The organism is Duganella sp. GW821-FHT07F09 (assembly GCF_059418705.1).
In genome coordinates this window covers 1-23,457 of the sequence record NZ_JBWKQJ010000028.1, presented here as the reverse complement: position 1 = coordinate 23,457, position 23,457 = coordinate 1, and the positions used below count along the sequence as shown (strand labels likewise).

At 64.8% G+C, this 23,457-nt stretch carries 21 protein-coding genes and 1 riboswitch; of the genes, 5 read left to right on the top strand and 16 right to left on the bottom strand.

Annotated features, from left to right (window positions below; genetic code table 11):
• The first annotated feature begins 244 nt into the window (after positions 1-244).
• The 3 genes from AC07P1_RS33250 (at position 245) to AC07P1_RS33240 (ending at position 5,361) form a co-directional block, all read left to right on the top strand.
• Positions 245-2,269 carry an esterase-like activity of phytase family protein gene (locus AC07P1_RS33250; protein WP_494699867.1) on the top strand — a complete coding sequence of 675 codons (2,025 nt, stop codon included), beginning with the start codon at positions 245-247 and terminating at the stop codon, positions 2,267-2,269.
• A gap of 99 nt (positions 2,270-2,368) precedes the next feature.
• Positions 2,369-4,381, top strand: a complete 2,013-nt coding sequence (locus AC07P1_RS33245) for a beta strand repeat-containing protein (RefSeq protein WP_494699866.1) — start codon at positions 2,369-2,371, stop codon at positions 4,379-4,381.
• Between the two features lie 68 nt (positions 4,382-4,449).
• A complete protein-coding gene (locus tag AC07P1_RS33240) occupies positions 4,450-5,361 on the top strand; it encodes a phytanoyl-CoA dioxygenase family protein (protein ID WP_494699865.1) in 912 nt (303 codons plus the stop codon).
• Here AC07P1_RS33240 and AC07P1_RS33235 read toward each other — a convergent pair.
• The 12 genes from AC07P1_RS33235 to AC07P1_RS33180 all read right to left on the bottom strand — a co-directional run bounded on the left by AC07P1_RS33235 (position 5,345) and on the right by AC07P1_RS33180 (position 18,261).
• Positions 5,345-6,757, bottom strand: coding sequence for a DHA2 family efflux MFS transporter permease subunit (locus AC07P1_RS33235; protein WP_494699864.1), 1,413 nt, complete (start codon positions 6,755-6,757; stop codon positions 5,345-5,347). The genes AC07P1_RS33240 and AC07P1_RS33235 overlap by 17 nt on opposite strands.
• 169 nt (positions 6,758-6,926) lie before the next feature.
• Positions 6,927-7,598 (bottom strand): 5,6-dimethylbenzimidazole synthase, encoded by a 672-nt coding sequence (bluB, locus tag AC07P1_RS33230; RefSeq protein ID WP_494699863.1) that lies wholly within the window; start codon positions 7,596-7,598, stop codon positions 6,927-6,929.
• The gene (locus AC07P1_RS33225; RefSeq protein ID WP_494699868.1) at positions 7,595-9,028 is read right to left on the bottom strand and encodes a cobyric acid synthase; all 1,434 of its coding nucleotides are present in this window, start codon (positions 9,026-9,028) and stop codon (positions 7,595-7,597) included. Before AC07P1_RS33225 ends, bluB begins: the two co-directional genes overlap by 4 nt.
• A 25-nt stretch (positions 9,029-9,053) precedes the next feature.
• Positions 9,054-9,959, bottom strand: a complete 906-nt coding sequence (locus AC07P1_RS33220; protein ID WP_494699862.1) for a cobalamin-binding protein — start codon at positions 9,957-9,959, stop codon at positions 9,054-9,056.
• Positions 9,956-10,936 (bottom strand): threonine-phosphate decarboxylase CobD, encoded by a 981-nt coding sequence (gene cobD, locus AC07P1_RS33215; protein WP_494699861.1) that lies wholly within the window; start codon positions 10,934-10,936, stop codon positions 9,956-9,958. Before cobD ends, AC07P1_RS33220 begins: the two co-directional genes overlap by 4 nt.
• Positions 10,929-11,894, bottom strand: coding sequence for an adenosylcobinamide-phosphate synthase CbiB (cbiB, locus tag AC07P1_RS33210; RefSeq protein ID WP_494699860.1), 966 nt, complete (start codon positions 11,892-11,894; stop codon positions 10,929-10,931). The genes cobD and cbiB overlap by 8 nt, the downstream gene beginning before the upstream one ends.
• Before the next feature lie 2 nt (positions 11,895-11,896).
• Entirely contained in the window at positions 11,897-12,445 is a 549-nt protein-coding gene (gene cobU, locus AC07P1_RS33205) for a bifunctional adenosylcobinamide kinase/adenosylcobinamide-phosphate guanylyltransferase (protein ID WP_494699859.1), read from the bottom strand.
• Entirely contained in the window at positions 12,442-13,740 is a 1,299-nt protein-coding gene (locus AC07P1_RS33200) for a cobyrinic acid a,c-diamide synthase CobB (protein WP_494699858.1), read from the bottom strand. Before AC07P1_RS33200 ends, cobU begins: the two co-directional genes overlap by 4 nt.
• Entirely contained in the window at positions 13,740-14,375 is a 636-nt protein-coding gene (cobO, locus tag AC07P1_RS33195; RefSeq protein WP_494699857.1) for a cob(I)yrinic acid a,c-diamide adenosyltransferase, read from the bottom strand. Before cobO ends, AC07P1_RS33200 begins: the two co-directional genes overlap by 1 nt.
• On the bottom strand, positions 14,372-15,145 hold the full coding sequence (locus AC07P1_RS33190; RefSeq protein WP_494699856.1) for an ABC transporter ATP-binding protein: 774 nt from the start codon (positions 15,143-15,145) through the stop codon (positions 14,372-14,374). The genes cobO and AC07P1_RS33190 overlap by 4 nt, the downstream gene beginning before the upstream one ends.
• A gap of 1 nt (position 15,146) precedes the next feature.
• Positions 15,147-16,169, bottom strand: coding sequence for a FecCD family ABC transporter permease (locus AC07P1_RS33185; RefSeq protein ID WP_494699855.1), 1,023 nt, complete (start codon positions 16,167-16,169; stop codon positions 15,147-15,149).
• Positions 16,170-16,374: 205 nt separating this feature from the next.
• Complete coding sequence (locus AC07P1_RS33180; protein ID WP_494699854.1) at positions 16,375-18,261, bottom strand: TonB-dependent receptor domain-containing protein; 1,887 nt, start codon at positions 18,259-18,261, stop codon at positions 16,375-16,377.
• An 87-nt stretch (positions 18,262-18,348) separates the two neighbouring features.
• Positions 18,349-18,567: riboswitch (cobalamin riboswitch) on the bottom strand.
• A 115-nt stretch (positions 18,568-18,682) separates the two neighbouring features.
• Between AC07P1_RS33180 and AC07P1_RS33175 the strand changes: the two genes are divergently transcribed.
• A complete protein-coding gene (locus tag AC07P1_RS33175; RefSeq protein WP_494699853.1) occupies positions 18,683-19,441 on the top strand; it encodes a DUF6445 family protein in 759 nt (252 codons plus the stop codon).
• A gap of 14 nt (positions 19,442-19,455) precedes the next feature.
• On the opposite strand, the gene AC07P1_RS33170 is transcribed toward AC07P1_RS33175, so the two are convergent.
• The 4 genes from AC07P1_RS33170 to AC07P1_RS33155 are packed head-to-tail and all read right to left on the bottom strand — an operon-like array spanning position 19,456 to position 22,643.
• Positions 19,456-19,998, bottom strand: a complete 543-nt coding sequence (locus AC07P1_RS33170; protein ID WP_494699852.1) for a histidine phosphatase family protein — start codon at positions 19,996-19,998, stop codon at positions 19,456-19,458.
• Positions 19,999-20,001: 3 nt separating this feature from the next.
• Positions 20,002-20,790: an adenosylcobinamide-GDP ribazoletransferase gene (locus AC07P1_RS33165; RefSeq protein ID WP_494699851.1), complete on the bottom strand. Its 789-nt coding sequence runs from the start codon at positions 20,788-20,790 to the stop codon at positions 20,002-20,004.
• 11 nt (positions 20,791-20,801) lie between these two features.
• Complete coding sequence (gene cobT, locus AC07P1_RS33160) at positions 20,802-21,836, bottom strand: nicotinate-nucleotide--dimethylbenzimidazole phosphoribosyltransferase (RefSeq protein WP_494699850.1); 1,035 nt, start codon at positions 21,834-21,836, stop codon at positions 20,802-20,804.
• A 60-nt stretch (positions 21,837-21,896) separates the two neighbouring features.
• Entirely contained in the window at positions 21,897-22,643 is a 747-nt protein-coding gene (locus AC07P1_RS33155; RefSeq protein ID WP_494699849.1) for an SDR family oxidoreductase, read from the bottom strand.
• On the opposite strand from AC07P1_RS33155, the gene AC07P1_RS33150 reads away from it, so the two are divergent.
• Entirely contained in the window at positions 22,642-23,358 is a 717-nt protein-coding gene (locus tag AC07P1_RS33150) for a TetR/AcrR family transcriptional regulator (RefSeq protein WP_494699848.1), read from the top strand. The genes AC07P1_RS33155 and AC07P1_RS33150 overlap by 2 nt on opposite strands.
• The last annotated feature ends 99 nt before the right edge of the window (positions 23,359-23,457 follow it).

Here is a 23,457-nt window from a genome sequence, read left to right as displayed (position 1 = left end):
TCTGGTCGGGGCTTTTTTTCGTCTGTGCGCTTCTAAAACACGTAGGGCGGATTAGGCGGAACGCCGTAATCCGCCATTCCATGAGCCGCCGAAACGCATGCATGGCGGATTACGCTTCGCTAATCCGCCCTACGTGTCTCCGGGGCCTTCCGGCGTTCGTTGACACCTCCATGCTTCTCCGCGTCATGCCGGCGTCACATGCGAGCGCTAGACTTGCCTCTTTTTCAATTTGAGGTCCGCTAGCATGAAAACTCTTTCCTTATTGTCGCTCGCTGTATTCTCCGTCCTGGCCGGCTGCGGTGGCAGCGACAACGAGGCGCCCGCGCGCCAGTCGATGACCGGCGTGTTCCTCGATGGCGCGGTGGAAAACCTGGACTATGTCGCCGGCACCGCCGCCAAAGCCAGTACGACTTCCAAAGGCGAGTTCACGTGTTACGCTGGCGACACCGTCAGCTTCACTATCGGCGGTATTGCCCTGGGCAGCGCACCGTGCGCGGCCACCATCACGCCGCTGCAACTGGCTGGCGTTACCGACATCAAGGACGTCAAAGTGATCAACCGCTTGCTGGCCCTGCAGCTGCTGGATGAAGACAGTGATCCGTCAAACGGCATCAAGCTCGCCGCCGACGTCAAAGCCGCGCTCGCATCCAAAAGCGCGGACTTCGGCGCGTCCGCCACAACCTTTAATACCGCCATGACCGACAACCTGAAAGCCGCCGGCGCCAAGTACGCCGCCCGCACCGTCGACGACAACCGTCGCGGCCTTGTACGTGAACACTTTGAAGATACGCTGGCCTCCAAGGTCGGCACCCCGGTCACCGAATCCCTCACGCAAAAGACCCAACTCGGCGATGTCGCCGTCACCGTGACCCGCTATCAAATCCAGGCGGCCAATAATTTTTACATCCCTTACGAAGGTAGCAACGCCAAGGTCAGGGAAGACTTCCCACTCGGTTTCCTGCCATCCTACGGTTCGTCGATAGCGTTCAAAGGCATCGCCGCCAACGGCGACCTGGAGTTCTACGGCTTGACCGATCGCGGCCCCAACGGCGACGGTCCGAACCTGCCGTCGCTGAGCGGCACCGGTGTCACCGGCGCCAAGATCTTCCCGTCGCCAAGCTTTACGCCCGCGTTCGGCCTGATCACCGTCGGCAAATCCGGTGCGGTGCTGACGGCGTCGACGCCGATCAAGGTCTCCGCCAACGTCAACGCTTCCGGACTTCCCGTCGCGCCAGGCTCTGTCGGTAATTCGGCCGAGCTGCCGGTGATGGACGTGATGAAGTACGACGCCGCCAGCAAAGCCACGTTCAACGCCGGCGGCCTGGATTCGGAAGCCATCGTGGTCGACAAGAAGCGCAACGTGCTGTGGGTGTCGGACGAATACGGTCCGTTCATCGTCAAGATCGAGCCGGCCACCGGCGTCATCCTGAACAAGCACGCGCCAGGCAGCGGCTTGCCGGAAATCTTCCTCAAGCGCCGCGCCAATCGCGGCATGGAAGGCATGGCGCTGGATACGACCACCGACAAGCTGCACGCCTTCCTGCAAAGTCCGCTCAGCGACGGCAACGCGCCTTATACGGTCACCGGCAAGAGCGAGGCGGTCGAACGCTATGCGCGCTTCACTCGTTGGGTTGAGTTCGATCCGACCACTGGCACGTCCGGCAAGATGTACGCCTATCCGCTCGACGCCGCCGATTACCAGGATGGCCGCACCGGCAACGCCAAGTTGGGCGATGTGGTCGCGCTGGGCAACGGCAAGTTCATCGTGATCGAGCAGGGTGCCGCGCCGGGCGGCAAGGTATTCAACAAGCTGATGCTGGTGGAGATCGGCGCGGCGACCGATATCGCGGCGGCCGCCTACAACGTGACGACGTCGGATCTGGAGAAGAGCAGCATGGGCGGCGCGGCCGTCAATGGCGCCGACTGGAAGTCGGTGGTGGCGCTGAAGAAAACCCAGCTGCTCGACCTGAACGCGATCGGCTGGCTGGCGGAGAAGGCCGAAGGCTTGACCATCGTCGACGGCAACACGCTCGCGCTGGTCAACGACAATGACTTCGGCCTCAAAACCAAGGTCTACGACGCTGCCGGCGTGGCGGTGGACGATGCCGACGTCACCAAATGCAATGTCGATGCGAACGGCGTCATCATCACCAGCGCCGCTGCCGGTTGCAATGCGGCCAACACGATCCGCGTCGCCCGTGGCGACGACCGCGAGCGACCAAGCCGCTTGTGGCTGATCAAGTTCAGCAAGGCGCTGACGGCGTTCTAACGCGGGGAGGAGGCGGGTCGGCACCCGCCCGGCGTCACGGCCTTGTCATAATTTTATGGGATATTGAAAGTTTGCTCACTACAATATCCGGGACAAATCATGACGATCACCTTGCCGAGAGCTTCCTCCGCCATCCAAGCCTTGCTGGTCGCGGCGACCATGCCGCTGACCATGCAATCGGCCTTCGCCGCCGATTTCACCATCAACGGCGCCAACAGCACGGTCCGCACCCTCGGCAAGGACGACACCGGCACGGTGACCGCCACCGGATCGCTGACGGTCGGCGGCGGCGCGGTGGCGGTGACCATCACCGGCAACAACGCGACGCTCAACAACCAGGGCGGCATCCGCCAGACCGGCAGCGGCCGCGCGATCCGCGACAACACCGGCGCCACCGGCCTGCTTATCATCAACGGTAGCGCCGCCAACGGCGCAGCCTTGATGCAGACCGCCGATGCCGACGTGATCCAGATGGCCAAGGCCAACGCCAGCGTCACGCTGAACAACTACGGTTCGATGATCTCGCTCAACGCCAGCGCCGGCGGCGCCCAGGCCGTCGACTTCAGCTCCATCACCAGCGGCGCCAACGTCGTCAACAACTTCAGCGGCGGTCTGCTGCAGGCGACCGAGGCGGACGCTGTGCGTGCCGGCGTCAACGGTGTCGTCAACAACAACGGCACCATCCGTTCGCTGACCACCACCGGCGCCAGCAGCGATGGCGTCGACGCCCAAGGCAATACCGGCATCAAGATTTTTAACGGCGCGACCGGCCTGATCGAGGGTGGACGCCATGGCATCACCGGCGGACAGGACAAGGCCGGCGACAGCTTCGTCATCGACCTGACCAACCTGGCCGGCGGCGTGGTTCGCGGCACGAACGGCTCCGGCATCAATCTGGACGGCTTCAACAAGAACCAGACCGCCAACATCATCAACCACGGCAGCATCATCGGCCACGGCGTCACCGGCGATGGCGACGGGCTCGATGTCGACGGCCTGGCCACCATCACCAACACCGGCATCATCCGCTCGGTCAACGCCTTCAGCGCGCCGGCCGACGGCCTCGCTTACAGCGAGGGCATCAGCTTCGGCGGTGGCGCCGTCGCCAACAGCGGCACGATCGAAGGACTGGTCTCGGCCGGCAATACGAATGCGGTCGGTCGCGGCATCACCCTGGCCGGTAACGATCTGAGCAACGGCACCCGCGAAGGCCTGTACGGCAACGCGACGATCACCAACCAGGCCGGCGGCCTGATACGCGGCCAGAGCGATTCGGCCATCGTCGCCGTCGGCGCCGCCAGCGGATATACCGTCACCATCCTCAACCAGGCCGGCGCCACTATCCAGGGCGGCGGCGCGTCCAACGCCGCGATCAAGACCGGCGCCGACAATACCGTCATCGTCAACGGCGGCAACATCAATGGCGCCAGTAGCGGCAAGGCCATCGAAATGGGCAGCGGCAGCAACAGCCTGACCGTCATCGGCGGCAGCATCAGCGGCGGCATCAATGGCGGCGTGGGCGGCACCAACACGATGGTGGTCCAAGCCGGCGGTAGCTTCGCCTACGCCGGATCGATTTCGAACTTCAATAGCGTCGAATTCAAAAGCGGCGACGTGGTCTTGTCCGGTGTGAGCACCTACTCCGGCGACACCGTGCTGAGCGGCGGCACCCTGACCCTGGACGGCGCCAACCGCATCGCAGCCGGCAGCCAGCTGATACTGAACGGCGGCGCCCTGCGCCTGACCAACGCGGGCGCGGACGGCCAGACCTTCGCCAGCCTGTCGCTGCTCGACAACGCTTCCGTGCAGCTCGGTTCTTCCGCGCTGACCTTCAACGGCCTCGGCGCCGTGGTCAGCGGCAAGACGCTGTCCTTTACCGAAGCCGCGACGGGCGGTTATGCCTTCCGCCTGCTGGGCGACTACTCGGCCGACGCCAGCTTCCTGGCGTTGATCGGCATGACCAGCATCAACGGTCAGCGGGCGATGTTCAACTTCAACGGCGCCTACACCGACGTGACCGCCGCCGTGCCGGAACCGGCCACTTACGCCATGCTGGTGGGCGGGCTGGGTCTGATCGGCGCCATGGTTCGCCGTCGCAAGCAAGGGGTTTAGCCGATATCAAAGCGTCCGGGGCGGTGGGTTGTTACCTTCTTAGGGGTGAACCCGGAAGGAATTTCCCAATGGAATATGCGCAGCTGACCCCCGGCCGCCGTTTCGCCCCCCTCCACAGCCTGTTGTACTACAGCCAACGCATCGTCACGCGGCCTGCCTTGCGCCGCATGGTGGTGCGCGCGCTGAGCGGTGCCTTGCGGGTGCGACAGGGATCGGGAAAAGAGTTGTATGGCAATACCGCGCAGGAGGAAACCGCGCTCGCGGACCTGAGCGACAGCGGCTACGCGCCGCTGGGAAACCTGCTCGACAACGCGCAATGCGACGAGATCAAGGATTATCTAAAAAACAAATTCCTGTTCGACCGCGATCGTGACCGCGAGGCGTTCACCTTGATGCAGGCGCCCACCGGCGTGCGCGTGGCCGACTATCATTTGCGCGACGTTATCGCCTGCCCGCACATCCTGGCGTTGGCCAACAGTCCGCCGCTGCTCGGCCTGGCCGCCCGCTACATGGATTGCAAGCCGACGATTTCCGCGCTGGGGTTGCGCTGGTCGTTTCCGATGGACGGGGATTGCAGCGCGCTGCAGGCCTTCCACCGCGACTCGGAAGACTGGCGCTATTTGAAGGTGCTGGTCTACCTGACCGACGTCGATCTCGACGCCGGACCGCACGTGTATCTGCATGGCAGCCATCTGACCCAAGCGCCGATGCGCCTGCGCTTTTATACCGACACCGAAATCTCCAGCGCCTACGGCTCCGACATGTTGTTGACGGCGGTCGGCTCGCGCGGCTTCTGTTTCGCCGTCGATACCGCCGGCATCCATAAAGGCACGGCGCCGGCGCGGCAACCGCGCCTGATGCTGCAGATCCAGTACTCGCTGCTGCCCAGCTACGCCTACCAGTACTCGCCCGAGGTTTATCAGGGCCCGCTGGTCCTCGATCCTTATGTGAACCGCCTGATCGTCAAGCAGCGCGGCTAGCCGTGCCCTTGCTGAGGCTTTCGCCATCCTCCTTGCGCAGCGACCAGAAGGTCAGCGACGACAGCATCGTCACCACCGCCAGCGTGAGGAAGGCGTAATGCAGCGCGGACGTCAGCGCCAGGCGGTTCGACTGCGGCAGGTCGCCGAGGAACCAGCCGGTGATCAGCGAGCCGGCGGCCAGGCCGAAACTCACCGACAGCTGCTGCATCGAACTGGCGATGGTGCTGGCCATGCTCGAATCGGCGTTGTCGACATCGGCGTAGGCGATGCTGTTCATGCTGGAGAACTGCAGCGAATTGAAAAAGCCCAGGCAAAGGCTGATCATCACGATCACATACAGCGGCGTGCCTTGGTGGACCAGAGCAAACATGCCGATGGTCAGGCCGATCAGCAGCGTGTTCACGGTAAGCACCTGGCGGTAGCCGAATCGGGCCAGCACGCGCACCGAAATGAACTTCATGCCCATCGCGGCCGCGGCGGACGGCATCATCAACAGGCCTGATTGCCATGCCGGCAGGCCGAGGCCCAGCTGGTATAGCAACGGCAGCAGGAACGGCAGGCCGCCCACGCCGATGCGCGTGATGAAGCCGCCCGCCACCGACACGCGGAAGGTGCGTATCTTGAACAGTGTTAGCCGCAGCAGGGGGAACTTGGCATCCTGCGCGTGCCACACGTAGGCGGCCAGCAGGCTGCAGGCGATCAGCAGCAGCACCGTCGCCGACGTCGCATCGAGCTTGTGTTCACCGAAGACCTCCAGCAGCCATGACAGCAGGGCCACCCCGGTGCCGAAGAGGACCAGGCCAATCAGGTCCAGCGGCCGCACGCTGTCGCCGCGATAGTCCGGCATGTAGCGGTGCGCCAGGAAGATGGCCGCCAGGCCGACCGGCACGTTGACGAAGAAGATATCGCGCCACGTCAGCCAGTGCACGATCAAGCCGCCGACGGTGGGGCCCAGCAGGGGGCCGATCAGCGCCGGGATGATCACGAAGTTCATCGCCGCCAGCAGTTCGGCCTTGGGGAAGGTGCGGATGATGGCCAGGCGCCCGACCGGCATCATCATCGCCGCGCCCAGGCCTTGCAGCAGCCGCGCCGCCACCAGCATGGGCGAATTGACGGACAGCCCGCACAGTATCGACGCCACCGTGAAAATCGCCACCGCCGACATGAAGACGCGGCGCGTGCCGAAGCGGTCGGCCATCCAGCCGCTGATCGGGATCGCCACCGCCAGGCTGAGGATGTAGCTGGTGACGACCGCTTTCAAGCTCAGCGGCGTGACCTGCAGGCTCACCGCCATGCTGGGAATCGCCGTGTTGACGATGGTCGAGTCCAACTGCTCCATGAAGAGGGCGGTGGCGACGACCCAGGGCAGATAGCGCTTGGCGGCGGAATTATTCATGCCTTCAATTGTCACATAAAAGGCGGGCGCGGGTCATTAGGCCGGATTGTATGGGGCGTGAGGCGCGCACGTCCAAGAGACAGAGAACCACCACAGTGACACGTAGGGCGGATTAGCGCAGCGTAATCCGCCAAGCTCCGTCGGCGGCTCATGGCGGATTACGCTGGCGCTAATCCGCCCTACGTGTATCCTCGGGATTCATGCCCCACTGGTCCTGGAACATGATCTCGCTCAGCGGGCGTCGCTGGTCCCAGCGCTCAAGCTCCAGCATCGGCGCGGTGTAGAACTCCTCCACCTGGCCCACGCACAGCACGGCGATCGGCTGGCTGCCCTCGGGCATGCCGCAAATCTCGCGCAACCTTTGCGGATCGAACATCGACACCCATCCCGCGCCGATACCTTCCGCGCGCGCCGCAAGCCAGAAGTTTTGCAGCGCGCACGCCGCCGACGCCAGATCCATCTCCGGCATGGTCCGGCGGCCGAATACATAGTTTTCACGCTTGTCGACCAAGCCGACCACCAGCACCTCGGCGCAGGCCAGTATGCCTTCCACTTTCAGCTGCATGAACTCCTCCGCGCGCTTGCCCAGCGCCTCGGCGGTCTTGATGCGTTCCTCGTTCACGTGCTGGTGGATGCTGGCGCGTAGCGCCGCGCTGGCGATGCGGATGAAGCGCCACGGCTGCATCAAGCCGACGCTAGGTCCGTTATGCGCCGCCCCGATGAAACGCAGCAGTTGTCCGTCCTCAAGCGGCCCCGGTTTAAAGTGACGCACATCGCGCCGCTCGCGTATCGCGCGGTAGACGCCCTCTATCTCTACGTCGGAAAAAGCGTGTCTATTCATGACGCCTTCTTCAGCGCGACCAGGGCGTCGAGCAGCGGCTGCGTGGCGTCGGCGATGCGATCCAGGCTGGCCTCGCGCAGCGCGGAGGTATCGACCGTGTGATCGGAATGCAGACCGGCCCAGCGCAGCAGCGCGCCGCTGGCTTCGGGTGTATCGAACAGGCCATGCAGATAGGTGCCCAGTATCTGGTCGTCGGCCGAACGCGCGCCCTCAGGCCGGCCGTCGATCAAGAAGGCGGGCGACTCCAGTGCGGCGCCGGTCGAAGTACCCATGTGGATTTCATAGCCGGCCACGGTGGCGCCATCGGCGTCGAAGGCGCATGTGCCACGCACTTGCTCCAGCCGTTTGTCGGCCGTCATCTCGGTGACCATGTCGAGCAGACCGAGGGCATCCGAGTCGCCGGCCTTGCCTTCGATGCCGAGGGGATCGGTGACACTGTGTCCCAACATCTGGAAGCCGCCGCACACGCCGATGACTTTACCGCCGTAGCGCAGGTGGCGGTCGATCTCCTTCGGCCAGCCTTGTGCGCGCAGCCATGCGAGATCGCCGCGCGTGTTCTTGCTGCCGGGGAGGATGATCAGGTCCGCCTTGGGTATCGGTTCGCCCTGGCGCACGAAATGCAGATCGACGTCGGGATGGGCGCGCAGCGCGTCGAAGTCGGTGTGGTTGCTCATGCGCGGCAGGCTGGGCACCACCACGCGGAAGGCGCCCTTGGACGCCTGCACCGGCTGCACCGCGTCCTCGGCGTCGAGGAACAGGCCGTGAAGATAGGGCAGCACGGCGAGCACCGGCTTGCCGGTCTGCTGTTCCAGCCATTCCAGGCCAGGTTCCAGCAGCTTGATATCGCCCCGGAAGCGGTTGATGACGAAGCCGATGGTGCGCGCGCGCTCGCTCTCCGACAGGCATGAAAGCGTGCCGACGATGTGCGCGAACACGCCGCCGCGATCGATGTCCGCCACCAGCACCACCGGGCAGTCGACCTTTTCGGCAAAGCCCATGTTGGCGATGTCGCGGTCGCGAAGATTGATCTCCGCCGGACTGCCCGCGCCTTCGACGATCACGCTGTCGTACTGCGTCAGCAGGCGGTCGTGCGATTCCAGCACCGCCTGCATGGCCACGGTTTTGTACTGGTGATAGTCGCGCGCGTTCATTTCGGCGCGCACCTTGCCATGGATGACGACTTGCGCGCCGATGTCGCTCGATGGCTTGAGCAGGACCGGATTCATGTCCGTGTGCGGCGCCAGGCCGGCGGCGATGGCTTGCAGCGCCTGCGCGCGGCCGATCTCGCCGCCGTCGGCGGTGACCGCGCTGTTGAGGGCCATGTTTTGCGGCTTGAACGGCACCACGCGTACCCCCTGGCGCTTGAGCAGCCGGCACAGGGCCGCGACCACCGTGCTCTTGCCGGCGTCGGAGGTGGTGCCCTGCACCATCAGGGTCGAATAGGGAAAACTCACTTTAGTTCTTTCTGTGCTGGCGCGCCAGTTCGAGTTTTTCGCACAGGATGGTGGTGCCGGCAACCATGCGCGGGCCGGCGCGGTTCAGCAGCTCGCCGTCCAGGGTGAAGAGGTTGTCGTTGCGGACCGCCTTCATCGTGGTGTAGGGCTTCCACAGCGCGACGCCGCCGTAGTCCTTTTCTGCCGTGCCGAAGACCGCCTCCGGGTCCGCCTGCAGCACCGCTTCCACGCTGACCACGGGCGCCGTGGTTTTGAGGTCGGCGAAGATGTTGACGCCACCGCACAGGCGCATGGCGTCGCTGACGATCGACACGCCGTTGAGCGTGTAGAGCGGCTTGTCCCATACCTGGTAGAACATGCGCACCGGCGGACGGTTGGAGTATTGCTTGGCCAGCGCCGCGAACTGCTTGCGGATCTCGGCGGCGGCGGGTTGCGCGACGTTTTCGGTACCCATCAACTGGCCGAGGCGCAGCAGGTTGTCGGGGATGCCGTCCAGCTTCAAAGGCTCGCTATGGAAAATCGGAATGCCCAATTGGCGCAGCGTTTCGATCTGGCGCTCGGAGCTGCCGTGCATCCAGGCGACGATCAGGTCCGGCTTCATGGCGATCACGCGTTCCATGTCGATCTGGCGGTTGGTGCCGATGCGCGGAAGCTTCTTTGCCGCTTCCGGGAAATCGCTGTACGTCACTGCGCCGACGATCCTGTCGCCGCCGCCGGCCGCATACAGCAGTTCCGTCACATGCGGCGCCATGGCGATGATGCGTTGGGCGGGCTTTTGCAGCGTGATCATGTTGCCATTGTCGTCGCGCACGCTGATGGCGGCGGCGCTGGTGTCGGGGGTGTAAACGACTGCGGCGATGGCGGCTGTGCACAGGCAGAGTGTCGCAGCGAGTTGGTTCTTCTTCATTGGTTGGTCCATTCGTTCAATGCTTTTTGTAGGCGATTCCATCCCGCTTCGTCGGGCGGCAGGCCAAGGCGGATGCCGCGCGCGGCGTGCTTGAACAGCCGCACCCAAATGCCGCGTTCCGCCATGTGCTGCCAGAACGCCTCCGGCCGCGCCTCGCTCCACCACTGGAACAACGGCGTGCCGCTCGACGCGATGCCGTGCGCGGCCAGCAGCTGGCGCAGACGTTCGCCGCTGGCGCTTAGTTGTTCGCGCGTGCCGGCCTGCCATTGTTTGTCGCGCAAGGCGGCGATGGCGATGTGCTGGGCCGGACCGCTGATGGTCCACGGGCCGAGCAGGTCCGCCAGGCCGCGCAACAGGTCCGGGTGGGCGGCCACGAAGCCCAGGCGGATGCCCGCCAGTCCGAAGAATTTTCCGACCGAGCGCAGTACGATCAGCCCCGGTTTATCGCTGTGGGCGGCGACGCTGTCGTGTCGCGACGTGTCGCCGAAGGCTTCATCGACGACCAGCCAGCCTCCGCGCGCCGCCAACCGGTCGGCCCATTCCAGCAGCCGCGTGGCCGGCACCGTGGCGCCTGTGGGATTGTTGGGATTGACGACGACCACGACATCGCTGACGGCCACCGCCGCATCCAGTTCGGCGTAAGGGGTTTGAGTCAGCGTGTGACCATGATCGCTCCAGTGATGCGCGTGCTCCGCATACGACGGCGCGGTGACGGTTACGCGCGACGGCTTGCGCAACCGGGGCAGCGCTTGTATCGCCGCCTGCGTGCCCGCCACCGGCAGCATCAATGGCGCGCCATAGTAGGTTTGCGCCGCGCGCGCCAGTTCCGGATCGGCTTCGGGCAGGCGGTGCCACGCGTTGTCCGGCAACGTCGGCGCCGGATACCAGCGTGGATTGATGCCGGTCGAAAGATCGAGCCAGTCGTCGCGGCCGAAGCGCAGCGCGGCGTCGCGCAGGTTGCCGCCATGTTCAAGCATGTGCGTACTCCAGGATAAAAGCCGCCACCAGCGCGCAGGAGAGCCACAGCGCCGTGGTGCGGACCACCAGATGCCACGCGCGGGAGATATCGGCGCCGGTGGCCGGTTCTCCCTGGCCCAGCGGCGGACGTTCTTCGATCTCGCCGTCGTAGATGGCCGCGCCGCCCAGTTGCACGCCTAGCGCACCGGCGCCGCTGGCCATGACCGGGCCGGCGTTAGGGCTGCTCCAGGCGGGAGCTTGCGCGCGCCAGCACGCCCAGGCGCGCCGCTTTCCTTGCAGTCCCGGCGCCAGCAGCACGTAGGACAGCGCGGTCAGGCGCGCGGGCAGGTAGTTGAGCGCGTCGTCCAGGCGCGCGGCGGCGCAGCCGAATCGCAGCAGGCGGGGAGTGCGGTAGCCCCACATCGCGTCGAGCGTGTTCGCCATGCGGAACATGACCGCGCCCGGGCCGCCGGCGACGATAAACCAGAACAGCGTGCCGAAGACGGCATCGTTGCCGTTTTCAAGCAGGGATTCGGCGCTGGCCTTGGTCAATTCGATTTCGCTGGCGCTGGTGGTGTCGCGGCTGACAATGCGGGCCGTCAGCAAACGGGCATTGGGCAGATCCTCCCGCGCCAGCGCCTCGGCGATCGGCAGGTTGTGGTCGCGCAGGCTGCGCAGGCCAAGCGCGAAGTAGAGCATGACGGCGTGCAGCGCATACATCAACCACACGCTCAGCGGCGCGGCCAGCCACACCAGCAAGGCGGCGACGGCGGTCAGCGGCAGCACGGCCAGCACCCACGCCATCGCACCGCGCCAGAAGCGCCAGCCGCCGCGATTGAGGCTGCGCTCCAGCGCCATCGCCAGATTGCCGAAACCGACCAGCGGATGCCAGCGGCGCGCCTCGCCCAGTAAAAAGTCCAGCAGTACGCCGGCCACCATCAACACCGCAACGGCGTAAAAGCTCAACCCTGACAGCACGGCTATCCTTTTAATATCAGCGGCAGGCCGGCGGCGACGAACACCGCGCGGTCGCAGATCGCCGCCACCGATTGATTCAGACGTCCCTGTTCGTCGAGGAAGCAGCGCGAGATGGCGCCGGATGGCATGATGCCCAGCCCCACCTCGTTCGATACCAGCACCACGTCGCTGGCGCACTTGATCAAGGCGCTGGCCAGCATGTCATGCTGCTCGTGGAACAGCGCCGGCAGGGTGATCTCGCCGACCTCCGGATACTGCTCGCCGCTGCTGAACAGCAGGTTGCTGAGCCACAGCGTCAGGCAATCGACCATGATCAGGCGGTCCGGGGATGACCAGCGCAGCAACTGGTTACCGAGTGCCAGCGGCTCCTCGACGGTGGTCCATTCGCCGGGGCGGGTGGCGCGGTGGTGCGCGATGCGGGCCGCCATTTCGGCGTCGCCGGCGGTGGCGGTGGCGATGTAGACGACTTCCTTGCCTGATTCTACGGCCAGGCGTTCGGCGTAAGCGCTTTTACCGGAGCGTGCGCCGCCCAGAACGAGTGTACGTGTCATACCGGACTCCTTGAAAACAGGGCGGCGACTGCCGCCGGATTGGATGGGAAGTAAGCGTGAAAGTAAGAAGCGGTGAGCGATCCTGCGCGATACCAGGCTTCGCCTTGTATTGCGGAGGGATGTTTAATAGTATGCGCCGCCGGCTGCACAGTTGTCGCCAATTTGGAGTAATGGAACGTGTGGCCGCGCAGAATTCCCCGCTCCGTGGGGAGAGCCTGCGGCCCGAGACCGGCCAGGCGTGGCTGCATTGCCACAGTGCCGGTCAGTAGGCCGGCCATCGGCCAAATCGCGCCGGATTGGTCGGCCAGCGTATCGGCCAGCGCCATCATGCCGCCGCATTCGGCGACGATGGGGATGCCTGCCGCGTGGATGGCGCGTATGGACGATTTCCAGGCGCTTGCCCGCGACAACGCCTCGGCGTGCAGTTCCGGGTAGCCGCCGGGCAGATAGACCGCGTCGGCGCCGTCGGGCACCGGTTCGTCGGCCAGCGGCGAGAAGAACGTCAAGGTCGCGCCGAGCGCGTGCAGGGTATCCAGGTTGGCGGGATAGAGGAACATGAACGCCGGATCGCGCGCGATGGCGATGGTTTTTCCCGCCAGTGCGGGCACGGGCTCGGGATCTATCGCCACGGGAGCGGCGATGTCGATGGCGCGCAACTGGTCCCACGCGGCTTCGTCGAACAACAGCTGGTCGGCCAGCGCGTCGAGCAATCCGTCGATGTCGCTCACTTCACCCGGCAGCACGAGGCCGAGATGACGTTCCGGCAGCGATCTTGTCTGGCGCGGCATGGTGCCGAACAACGGAATATCGCGCAGCGACGCCGCCACCATTTTGGCGTGGTTTTCGCTGGCGACGCGGTTGGCGATTACGCCCGCCATGTCGACCGGGCCGTAATCGCGCAGGCCGTGCACCAGCGCGCCGGCCGTTTGCGCCATCGAGGAGGCGTCGATCACCGCCATCACCGGCACGCCGAACTCGCGCGCCAGGTCGGCGGACGACGGCGTGCCGTCGTACAGGCCCATGACGCCTTCGATCAGGATCACATCCGCTTCGGCGGCCGCTTGTGCCAACTGGGCGCGGCACTGCTCCGGGCCGACCATCCACAGATCGAGCGTACGCACCGGCGCGCCGCTGGCGCGCTCCAGCAGCATCGGGTCGATGAAATCCGGACCGCACTTGAACACGCGCACGCGTTTGCCCAGCCGAACCAGCTTGCGGGCCAGCGCCGCCGTCACCGTGGTCTTGCCCTGGCCGGAAGCCACGGCGGCGATCAGCAATGCTTTGACCGTCGCCATTACCACTCGGTCCCGAGTTGCGCGCCGATGCCGGCCTTGAAGGCGTGTTTGACGACCTCCATCTCGGTGACGGTATCGGCGATGGCGATCAGTTCCGGCGGCGCGCCACGGCCGGTGATGACGACGTGCTGCATCGGCGGACGCGCCAGCAGATCGTTGATCACCATTTCAACGTCCAGGTAGCGGTATTTCAGCGCGATATTGAGTTCGTCGAACACCACCAGGCCGATATCGGGATCGGCCAGGAATTTCTTCGCCTGCTCCCACGCGAGCAGCGCTTTTTCGGTGTCGCGTTCGCGGTTTTGCGTCTCCCAGGTATAGCCTTCGCCCATGGTGTGGAAGCTCACCTCGTCGGGGAAGCGGCGCAGGAAGGCTTCCTCGCCGGTCTGCATCGCGCCTTTGATGAACTGCACCACGCCGACCTTCATGCCGTGGCCCAGGGCGCGGATCACCATGCCGAAGCCGCTCGAGCTCTTGCCCTTGCCATTGCCGGTGTTGACGATGATGATGCCGATCTGCTTGTCGGCTGCGGCGATCTGCGCGTCGATGATCGCCTTCTTGCGCTCCATGCGCACGCGATGGCGCTCGTTGAGCGCCGCTGTTTCGGCGGTGATATCTGTATTCTGGTCGGTCATTCGTGGTCCTCGGTGGGAATGAAGATGCTGCGTGTTCCGTGCTGGATGATGTCGATCGGGTGGCCCAGGTAGTCGCTCAGGAGATCGGCCCGCATCACGTCGGCGGTGGTGCCGGCCAGCCAGCGGCCGTCGCCCATCAGCAGCAGCGCGTGGGTGGAGACGCTGTGCGCCAGGGTCAGATCGTGGCCGATCATGATGGCGGTTTTTCCTTGTTCGCGGCACAGCTGCGACAGCAGCTTCATGACGCCGACCTGGTGCGCGAGATCGAGCGCGTTGGCCGGTTCGTCGAGCAGCAGCAATGGCGTGTCCTGCGCCAGCATGGCGGCGATGGCCACGCGCTGGCGTTCGCCGCCGGACAACGTGCGCACGTCGCGCGCGGCCAGTTCCGCCACCTCCATCGCTTCCAGAGACCTCATGGCGATGGCCTGGTCCTCGCCGCCCTCCCAATAGCGGTTGTCGTGGTACGGATGGCGCGCCGACAGCACCGTTTCGATCACGGTGTAGGCGAAGGCGTCGCTGCGGCTCTGCGCCAGGAAGGCGCGCTGCCGTGCCAGTTCGGCCAGCGGCCAGTCCTTCAGCGGCCGCCCGCCGATGGCCACGTGGCCGCCGTCCGGCGGGCGCAGGCCGGCCAGGGTGCGCAGCAACGTGCTTTTGCCGGCGCCGTTGCGGCCGATGACGCTCCAGCATTCGCCGTCCTGGACAAGCCAGTTCAAGTCCGCGATCAGCTGGCGCTGGCCGATTTTCAGGGAGAGGTTGTGGGTGCTGATCATATTATTTACGCAGCCGGTGCAGCTGATACAGGAACACCGGCGCGCCGATCAAGGCCGTGACCACGCCGACCGGCAGTTGTTGCGGCGCGATGATGGTGCGGGCCAGCGTGTCGGCCAGCAGCAGGTAGCTGCCGCCGGCCAGCGCCGCCGTGGGTATCAGCAGGCGGTGGTCGGGACCGACGGCGAAGCGGCAGGCGTGCGGCACGATCAGGCCGACGAAGCCGATGCTGCCGGCGCTGGTCACGGCGCTGGCGGTCAGCAGGCCGGAGGTGAAAAACAGGCCCTTGCGCAAGGCGCCGACGCGGATGCCCAGCGTGGCGGCGGCTTCCGCGTGCAGCGCCATCACGTTCATGGCGCGCGCGTTGCGCAGCGCGAAGATCAGCGCCCCGGCCAGCACCACCCACGGCATCCAGCGCAGCGGGGCGCCGGACAGGTCGCCGATCATCCAGAACACCATCGTGCGCAGGCGGCTTTCCGGCGCGATCGACAGCATCAGCGTGACCAGCGCCATGCAGGCGGACGACAGGATCACGCCGGTCAGCAGCAGCAGGGCGGTGCCGCCTTCGGCCGCCGCGCCGCCGCGCAGGTCGCGCCGCGCCAGCATGTAGAGCATCATCGACACCACCACCGCGCCGGCGAAGGCCGCCGCATCGACCATCCACGCGGCGCACATGAACATCAGCGCGGCCAGCGCGCCGACCGAGGCCCCGGAGGAGATGCCCAGGACATAGGGGTCGGCCAGCGGGTTGCGCAACAGCGCCTGCATCATGACACCGGCCAGCGACAGCGCCGCGCCGGTGACGAAGGCGGTGATGGCGCGGCTCAGGCGCAGGTCGAGCAGGGTGGCCGACAAGGTGGTGGTCTGGCCGTGCAGCAGATCGTTGACGGCTGCGGGAATGTCGGAAAACGGAATCGCGACCGAGCCGGTCATGCCCGAGAAAACCAGGCTGGCAAACGCGAACAGGGCCAGGCCGGTCAGGGTGACGGCGGCGCGCTGCTGCAGATTGCGTGAGAAAGAATGCATGCACTACTTTCAGAGAGTGGGAAGCACCGGCAGATTACAGTATTACAAGCTTAAGCAAGACTTAGCGATGACACTGGAGACACGTAGCGCGGATTAGCGGGAACCGCGTAATCGGCCATCTTTGAGCCGTCGATGGCGCGGCGATGGCCGATTACGCTGCGCTAATCCGCCCTACGTGTCTCCACGGGTTTCAACCTGTCCGGGCCTATTTGTAACCGTAGCGGATACCCGCAAACACATTCGAGCCGGGCGTGGCGTAATTGCGCGCCAGGTCGTACCGTTTGTCGCCGATGTTGTTCCAGCGGACCAGCGCCGACCAGTCGCGCGAGAAGGCGTAGGTCGCGTACAGGTTCACCAGCCCGTAACCGCCCAGGCGATTGTTGTTGGCCGCGTCGTCATAGCGGTCGCCCGACACTTCCAGCTCCACGCCGGCCTTGAGGGCGCCGATGCCATAGTCGGCGGTCACGTTGCCGTGCTTTTTCGAGCGGCGCAGCAGACGCTTGCCGGTGGTTTCATCCTTTGGGTCCTGCAGATCGATGTTGGCGGCGAGGTTGATGCCGGCCAGCCTGGTGGCGGCCGATAGCGTGATCCCCTCCAGCATCGCGCGGTTGACGTTATAGGCGCAGCCGCTCGGATAACCGGTGCGGCCGAACGGGCACGGATTGATGTTGACCAGCATGTCCGTCAGGCGGTTGCGGTAGTAGCCGGCGCTCAGCGCGTTGACGCCGTCGTCGTAGCGCAGGCCCACTTCGGCGTTGCGTCCTTCCTCCGGCTTGTTGGCCGGATTGCCGTATTCCGGGAAGTACAACTCGTTGTAGGTCGGCGCGCGGAAGCTGGTGCCGTAGCTGGCGGTGGCGCGCAGCGCCCGCGTAATGTTGTAGCCGTAGCCCAGCGAGCCGGTATTCTGCGAGCCGTAGACGGTATTGTCGCGGCGGACGCTCGCGCTCAGAAGATTGGCGCCACGACGGGCGTTGTACGAGGCGGCGAACGAGTTGGTGTTGCGGTCGCGATTAATCAGCGCGGAGCCGTTGGTCCGCACTTCCTCCTTGCGGTGCTCGTACAGCAGTTGCAGCACGTCGGCGCCGATGCGCAGATCGTTCTGCCAGGTGATGAAACTTTGCTTGGTATTGATTCGCGCGTAACCGGCGGCGGTGGCGTTGGTGTAGTTTTCGCCTTTGTCTTTGGTCTCCGCGTATTGCAGCAGGCTGTCCCAGATTGGCAGCAGTTGCGCCTTGGCGTAGACGCTGGCGGTGTCGATGACATTCTTGCTGCGCACGTCGTAGGATCCGGCTCGCAGGGCGTCATATTGCGAATCGAGTTTGCTATGCAGGAAAAGCGCGCCGGCCTCGTAGCCCTTGGCCAGTTGCAGGCTGAATTGACCGGAGACGTTTTCCTTGTCGTAGCCGTCGTCGTCCGGATTGTACGAGGACAGGCCGGGACGGGCAGTCGAGAAACCGTCCGACTTTTCCTTGCCGGCGCTGACCGCGTAGCCGAAGCTGTGCTCACCGCCGGTCGCGCCCGAAACCGTCACATCGGCTTCGCGCGTGTTGTCGCTGCCGTAGCCGGCGAAGGCCGTCACCGCCGGCGCGCCCTGGCCCTTTTTGGTGAAGATCTGGATCACGCCGCCGATGGCGTCGGCGCCGTACAGGGAGCTCAGTGAACCGTAGACGATTTCGATATGGTCGATGGCGGTCAGCGGGATGGCGCTCCAGTTGGCGGCGCCGGTGGTGGACGAGCCGATACGCACGCCGTCGACCAGCACGATGCTCTGGTTGCTGTTGGCGCCACGGATGTAGACATTGGACGAGCTGCCCGCGCCGCCGTTGCGCGTTACTTCGATGCCGCGCTGGCGCTTGAGCAGGTCGACCACGGAGCCGGCGCCGGCTTCGGCGATTTGTTCGGCCTTGATGGTGACGGTGTCGCTGATGATGTCGGCCAGCGGTTGCGGCGTGCGGGTGGCGGTCACCACGACGGTGTCGGCGGGCGCCTCGTCGGCGTAGGCGCCGGTGTGCGAGAAAGCGGCGGCCATCGCCAGTGCCAGCGAGGTCAGTGCCGCCGGGCGGCAGGCCAGGCGGGAGATTGGAAAGGACATGATTTATTTTTCTGTTAGAAGCAACCGGCCTACTTCCCCGTGGGCCAGATTGAACAGAAGCGGAAAACCGGGAGATGGCCCGTTCGCCCACTTCCACCTGCTTTGGCCGGTATCCGGGCTGGCAAGTTAGACCATCTCACCTTCCCATGCGAAGCACAGTGGTTGTCAGAGCTGGTTTGTCGCGCGCCGCGCGACACTTGCTTACCGTTGCGGGGGCAGCACACGTGGGCCGCAGGGCGGCTTCGTGTTTCCCGTTTAACTGCGCATCCGGACGGACGCGCGGGCACCAAAGCCGGTCATTATACGGCTTTGATGTGTGACTTGATAAATAGTGAAAAATAATTGAGGGAATGGCGGGCGGTCTTTGTTATCATTTGCGCTATCTTGCCAGGTAGTTCACCTGCCGTCGTTGGAGCGCCCCATGTTAGACCTCCGTCTTGTCCCGTCATCCGCGCCTCCTGCTTTGCGTCCCATGGTCAATCCGCGTCCGGTCGTGAGGGTGGTTCCGCTGTTCGACGGCCATCAATGCGTCATCGTCGATAACTTCCTGGCCGAGCCGGAGACGATGGTGGAATATGCGGCGCTCCAGCGCGGAGAATTCCTCGACTCGGTCGGCAATTACTATCCCGGACCGGAGTTGCCGTTGACGGGACGCTTCGTCTCCAGCGTGCAGCAGGCGTTTCTACTGCATGCGCGCGCGCCGCTGAAGGCGCGCCGGGTGCTCGGCATCGCTTGCCGGCTGTCGCTGGCGACGCGGCATCCGGAGCAGGTGTTGCCGGGCCAGCGTATGCCGCACCGCGATTCCTATGATCTGGACCCGATGGAGGGTGTGGGTGCCATGGTGCTGTACCTGTTCCAGGATGAGCGTCTCGGCGGCACCAGCTTTTTCAAGCCGAAGGTGCCGCCGGCGGAAATCACCGCGCTGCTGCGCGAATTGAAGCGTATGGAGCAGGCGGGGGAGTCGCCGTTGCCCACAAAGCCGCCGACATTCGCCATCGCATCGGACGACCATTTCGAGAAGGTGCTGACCGTTGATCCCCGGTTCAACCGGGCGATTTTTTATAACGGCGAGTTGTTTCACTCGGGGCATCTCGCGGCACCCGAGTTGCTGGTCGATGATCCGGCTGTCGGCAGGCTGACGGTCAACGCCTTCTTCAAGCTGCGCATGGCCGCGACCTGAGTCGGGGGCGGCAATTACTCCAGAATCAGTGTGGCGCCGTAGGCGATATGGTGGGGAGACCGGGCGGCTTGCAGCGCCATCTCCTGCGGTGGCAGGCCCGCGTGGCAGGCGGACAGCAAACGCATGGCGCCCGCGTGGCAGATGACGATGGCCTCGCCGTCGTCGCCCAGCTGGCGCTGGAGGTCGGCGTGGAAGGCCGCGATGCGCGCGGCCATTCGCAGCACGCTTTCGCCGCCGCCGGGTTGGTAGTTGACCAGATCGGCGGCCCAGGCGTCGACGTCGGCGCGCGCAATGTCGTCCCAGGCTCGCATCTCCCAACCGCCGAAATGCATTTCGACCAGACGGGCATCGAAAATCGGAGTGGCCGACAGGCTGGCGGCGAGTCCTGCGCAGCGGCGCAATGGACTGGAATACACGGGCAAACCCGCCGGCAGTCGCGGCGCCAGCGCGGCGAGCGCGCGCGCCAGCTCCCCGGGCGCGACTTCCAAATCGGTGCTGCCGTAGCAGACGCCCGCCGCGACCACCGGTTGGGGATGACGGACCAATATCAGTCGCATGGTTTAGAAAAACTGAGACTGCGCGCTGGTGTGCAGCCCGGCGAGCACGCACAGGTAGAAGATCGCTTCGGTCACTTGCTGTACCGCGCCCAGGCAATCGCCGGTGTAGCCGCCGATGCGCCGCAAGAATTTACGCGCCAGCCAGACGGTCGCCACCAGCGCCAGGGCGAAGCCGCTGATCAGCATTGTCCACGACAGCCAGCCCAGATGGATAAGTATCAGCGCCGGCAGCAAGGCGGTGACGGCGGCGATGAAGAATTCCATGCTGCGCATCTTCTGCGCCAGCGGCTTGGCCTTGCCTTCGGCGCGCGCGTAGTCCAGCCGCCAGATCAGCGAAACCGCCATCAGCCGCGACATCGGGTGTGCCACCAGCAGGGCCGCCAGCACCCCGAATGGCGGTATATGGGTCAAGATCGCGCACTTCAGCAGCAGCAGGCAAAAGATGCCGATCGCACCGTAGGCGCCGATGCGCGAATCCTTCATGATCTCCAGCACGCGCTCCTGCGTCATGCCGCCGCCGAAACCGTCGCACATGTCGGCAAAGCCGTCTTCATGGAAGGCGCCGGTGGCGTAGATGCCGGCGGCGACCGACAGGATGACGGCGATCACGGGAGGGAAAAACTTGAAGGCTATAACGTAGACCGCGCCGGCGATCAGCGCCACCACCACACCGACCAGCGGAAAATAGCGCGATGCCTGGTTGAGCCACGCGGGATCGAAGCCCACCCAGCGCGGGATCGGCAGGCGCGTGAAGAACTGCAGCGCGGTGAAGAACAGTCGGAGCTGGTGCACTGAGCCTGTCCTTACTTGGACTTTTCGCTGACCTGGGCCGATTCGAACGTGGCCATCTGGTTCAGGAAGTTGACGGCCGCGTGCAGCAGCGGCAGCGCCAGCGCGCAGCCGGTGCCTTCGCCCAGCCGCAAGCCGAGATTGAGCAGCGGTTTGGCGTCCAGCGCCGCCAGCATTTGTTGATGGCCGGTTTCGTCGGAGCAGTGTGCGAAGACGCAGTAATCGAGGATGGCCGGCTGCAGACGGGCGGCGACCAGCAGCGCGCTGGTGACGATGAAGCCGTCGATCAGCAGCACCTTGCGCAGTTCTGCCGCCTTGAGCATGGCGCCCGTCATCATGGCGATTTCCAATCCGCCGAAGGTGGCCAGCACGTCGAGTGGCTCCGTGACGGCTTCATGGCGGCCGACCGCCGCTTCGATCACGCGCTGCTTGTGCAGGATGCCGTCGGCGGAGAGGCCGGTGCCGGCGCCCACGCAATTGGCAACCGGGATGCCCGTCAGCTTGTGCATCAGCGCGGCGGCGGCGGTGGTGTTACCGATGCCCATTTCACCGAAGCCGACCACATTGCCGTCCAATTCAGTGGCCAGCACCATGCCGGCGGCCAGCGCCGCCTCGCAGGTGGCGCGCGTCATCGCAGGTTCCTGTGCGAAGTTGTGCGTGCCGTTGGCGAGCTTGCGGTCGGTCAGGCCATCGCGCGGGCCGAAGTCGTGATTGACGCCGGCGTCGATGACGCGCAGTTCGCAGTTGTTCTGCGCCGCGAAGACGTTGATGGCAGCGCCGCGCGCCAGGAAGTTCTCCACCATCTGCCAGGTCACGTCCTGCGGATAGGCGGAAATGCCTTCGGCGACGATGCCGTGATCGGCGGCGAAGACCAGGATGGCCGGCTGCGTCAGCGCGACTTCGCGGCTGTTCTGTATCAGGCCGATTTGTTTGGCAAGCGATTCCAGCACCCCCAGACTGCCCAATGGTTTGGTTTTGTTGTTGATCGCCTTGTCGAGCAAGGCGCCAAGCGCATCGTTGTTGGTGGGGGAGATAGTTGGAATGAACATGGCCTGCTTAATGATCGGGGAAGTGGTTATTTTACCCCGCCGGCCATCGTCAGCCTTTCATCACGCGTTGGCGCCGTTATCGATCGTCCATGCGGCGCCGGTGACCGACTGCGCCTGGGGCGATGCCAGGAAGGCGACCACGCCCGCCACCTCGGACGGAGCGGCGTATGCGGCGCCGCCGGTCGCCATCAAACTGCGCTGCGAGCCCGCGTGCGGTCCGTCGGCCGGGTTCATATCGGTGTCGGTGGAGCCGGGATGGACAACGTTGACCGTGATGCCGCGCGGGCCGAGGTCCCGCGCCATGCCCTGCGACAGGCCGGTGAGGGCGGCTTTGCTGGCGGTGTAGATGCTCATCCCCTGGCCGGGCGCCCGCACCGCCAGGTTGCTGCCGATCGAAATGATACGGCCGCCGGACGCCATGCCGGCGGCGGCGGCCTTCGATGCCACGAACGCGGCGCGCAGGTTGATGGCCATCGTGTCGTCGAAATCGTCGAGCGTCAGCGTATCGATGGTCCCCGCGCGGTAGATGCCGGCGTTGTTGACCAGGATGTCGATGCGGCCGAAGGTGGCGATGGTTTGTGCAACCGCCTCTTCGACTTCGGCCGACGACTTGTTGTTCGCACGGATGGCCAGTCCTTTACGGCCATGTCCTTCAATGGCGGCGAGCGTGGTCGCGGCGCCGCCCGCGTCGCTGGCGTAAGTGAAGGCCACATCTGCGCCTTCCCGGGCGAGACGGGCGGCGATGGCGGCACCGATGCCCCGGCTTGCGCCTGTCACCAGCGCGATTTTTTGAGTGAGGGGATGCATGGTCATTTCCTTTATGTGTCGATCGTTACAGAAATATCTCAAACATCCGAAGGTGGGTCAAGCGATTTGTGTATCATTCGATATAGAATTTATTCGGAGGTATGCAATGACAACTCGAGGACGGCCACGGGGATTCGATCGGGAAGAGGCGTTGCGCCAGGCGATGAAGGTGTTTTGGGCCAAGGGATATGAGAACACGTCGATGACCGATTTGATCGACGCAATGGGGATAGCTTCGCCCAGCTTGTACGCGGCCTTCGGCAGTAAAGAGGGGCTGTTCCATGAGGCGGTGTCACTATATTCCGCCGAGCAGGGCTGCGATATATGGGAATCGCTGGAGCGCGAGCCCGGCATCGTCGCCGCGATAAATGCCTTTCTCGAAGCGACCGCCCGTTCATATAGTACAGAGGGGCAGCCGCAAGGCTGCATGATTGTCCTCGGGGCGCGGCCGGGGCCGCAGGGAGAAAGCGCGGTCGCCGACGACTTGCGCGTGCGTCGTTGCGATAGCGTGGATCGATTGCGGCGGCGCTTTGCCAGGGCGGTCGAGGAAGGCGAGCTGCCGGCGGCGAGCGATGCAGAAAGCTTGGGCACTTACTTTGCCAGCGTCCAGCATGGCATGTCGATCCTTGCCAGGGATGGCGCCGATTACGAGACGTTGCGATCGGTGGCGCGCATCGGGGTGCAATCGCTTTCTGCCATCATCAAAAGCAAATAGCCCTTGTCAGCCCACTCCCGCTTTGCTATAGTTCGCCCCCTCGCAGAACGACGTACGCAAATACGGAGTTAAGCGAAGAAGAGAAGAAAAAGTAGTGCT

What these genes read in the sequence shown, in the direction of transcription:
- AC07P1_RS33185 (WP_494699855.1), bottom strand. Translation starts at nt 16,169, where the DNA reads ATGCATTCTTTCTCACGCAATCTGCAGCAGCGCGCCGCCGTCACCCTG.
- AC07P1_RS33180 (WP_494699854.1), bottom strand. Translation starts at nt 18,261, where the DNA reads ATGTCCTTTCCAATCTCCCGCCTGGCCTGCCGCCCGGCGGCACTGACC.
- bluB (WP_494699863.1), bottom strand. Translation starts at nt 7,598, where the DNA reads ATGAATAGACACGCTTTTTCCGACGTAGAGATAGAGGGCGTCTACCGC.
- AC07P1_RS33245 (WP_494699866.1), top strand. Translation starts at nt 2,369, where the DNA reads ATGACGATCACCTTGCCGAGAGCTTCCTCCGCCATCCAAGCCTTGCTG.
- AC07P1_RS33240 (WP_494699865.1), top strand. Translation starts at nt 4,450, where the DNA reads ATGGAATATGCGCAGCTGACCCCCGGCCGCCGTTTCGCCCCCCTCCAC.
- AC07P1_RS33190 (WP_494699856.1), bottom strand. Translation starts at nt 15,145, where the DNA reads ATGATCAGCACCCACAACCTCTCCCTGAAAATCGGCCAGCGCCAGCTG.
- AC07P1_RS33220 (WP_494699862.1), bottom strand. Translation starts at nt 9,959, where the DNA reads ATGAAGAAGAACCAACTCGCTGCGACACTCTGCCTGTGCACAGCCGCC.
- cobT (WP_494699850.1), bottom strand. Translation starts at nt 21,836, where the DNA reads ATGTTCATTCCAACTATCTCCCCCACCAACAACGATGCGCTTGGCGCC.
- cobO (WP_494699857.1), bottom strand. Translation starts at nt 14,375, where the DNA reads ATGACCGACCAGAATACAGATATCACCGCCGAAACAGCGGCGCTCAAC.
- AC07P1_RS33235 (WP_494699864.1), bottom strand. Translation starts at nt 6,757, where the DNA reads ATGAATAATTCCGCCGCCAAGCGCTATCTGCCCTGGGTCGTCGCCACC.
- AC07P1_RS33225 (WP_494699868.1), bottom strand. Translation starts at nt 9,028, where the DNA reads ATGGTGCAGGGCACCACCTCCGACGCCGGCAAGAGCACGGTGGTCGCG.
- AC07P1_RS33170 (WP_494699852.1), bottom strand. Translation starts at nt 19,998, where the DNA reads ATGCGACTGATATTGGTCCGTCATCCCCAACCGGTGGTCGCGGCGGGC.
- AC07P1_RS33155 (WP_494699849.1), bottom strand. Translation starts at nt 22,643, where the DNA reads ATGCATCCCCTCACTCAAAAAATCGCGCTGGTGACAGGCGCAAGCCGG.
- cobU (WP_494699859.1), bottom strand. Translation starts at nt 12,445, where the DNA reads ATGACACGTACACTCGTTCTGGGCGGCGCACGCTCCGGTAAAAGCGCT.
- cobD (WP_494699861.1), bottom strand. Translation starts at nt 10,936, where the DNA reads ATGCTTGAACATGGCGGCAACCTGCGCGACGCCGCGCTGCGCTTCGGC.
- AC07P1_RS33150 (WP_494699848.1), top strand. Translation starts at nt 22,642, where the DNA reads ATGGTCATTTCCTTTATGTGTCGATCGTTACAGAAATATCTCAAACAT.
- AC07P1_RS33175 (WP_494699853.1), top strand. Translation starts at nt 18,683, where the DNA reads ATGTTAGACCTCCGTCTTGTCCCGTCATCCGCGCCTCCTGCTTTGCGT.
- AC07P1_RS33200 (WP_494699858.1), bottom strand. Translation starts at nt 13,740, where the DNA reads ATGGCGACGGTCAAAGCATTGCTGATCGCCGCCGTGGCTTCCGGCCAG.
- AC07P1_RS33250 (WP_494699867.1), top strand. Translation starts at nt 245, where the DNA reads ATGAAAACTCTTTCCTTATTGTCGCTCGCTGTATTCTCCGTCCTGGCC.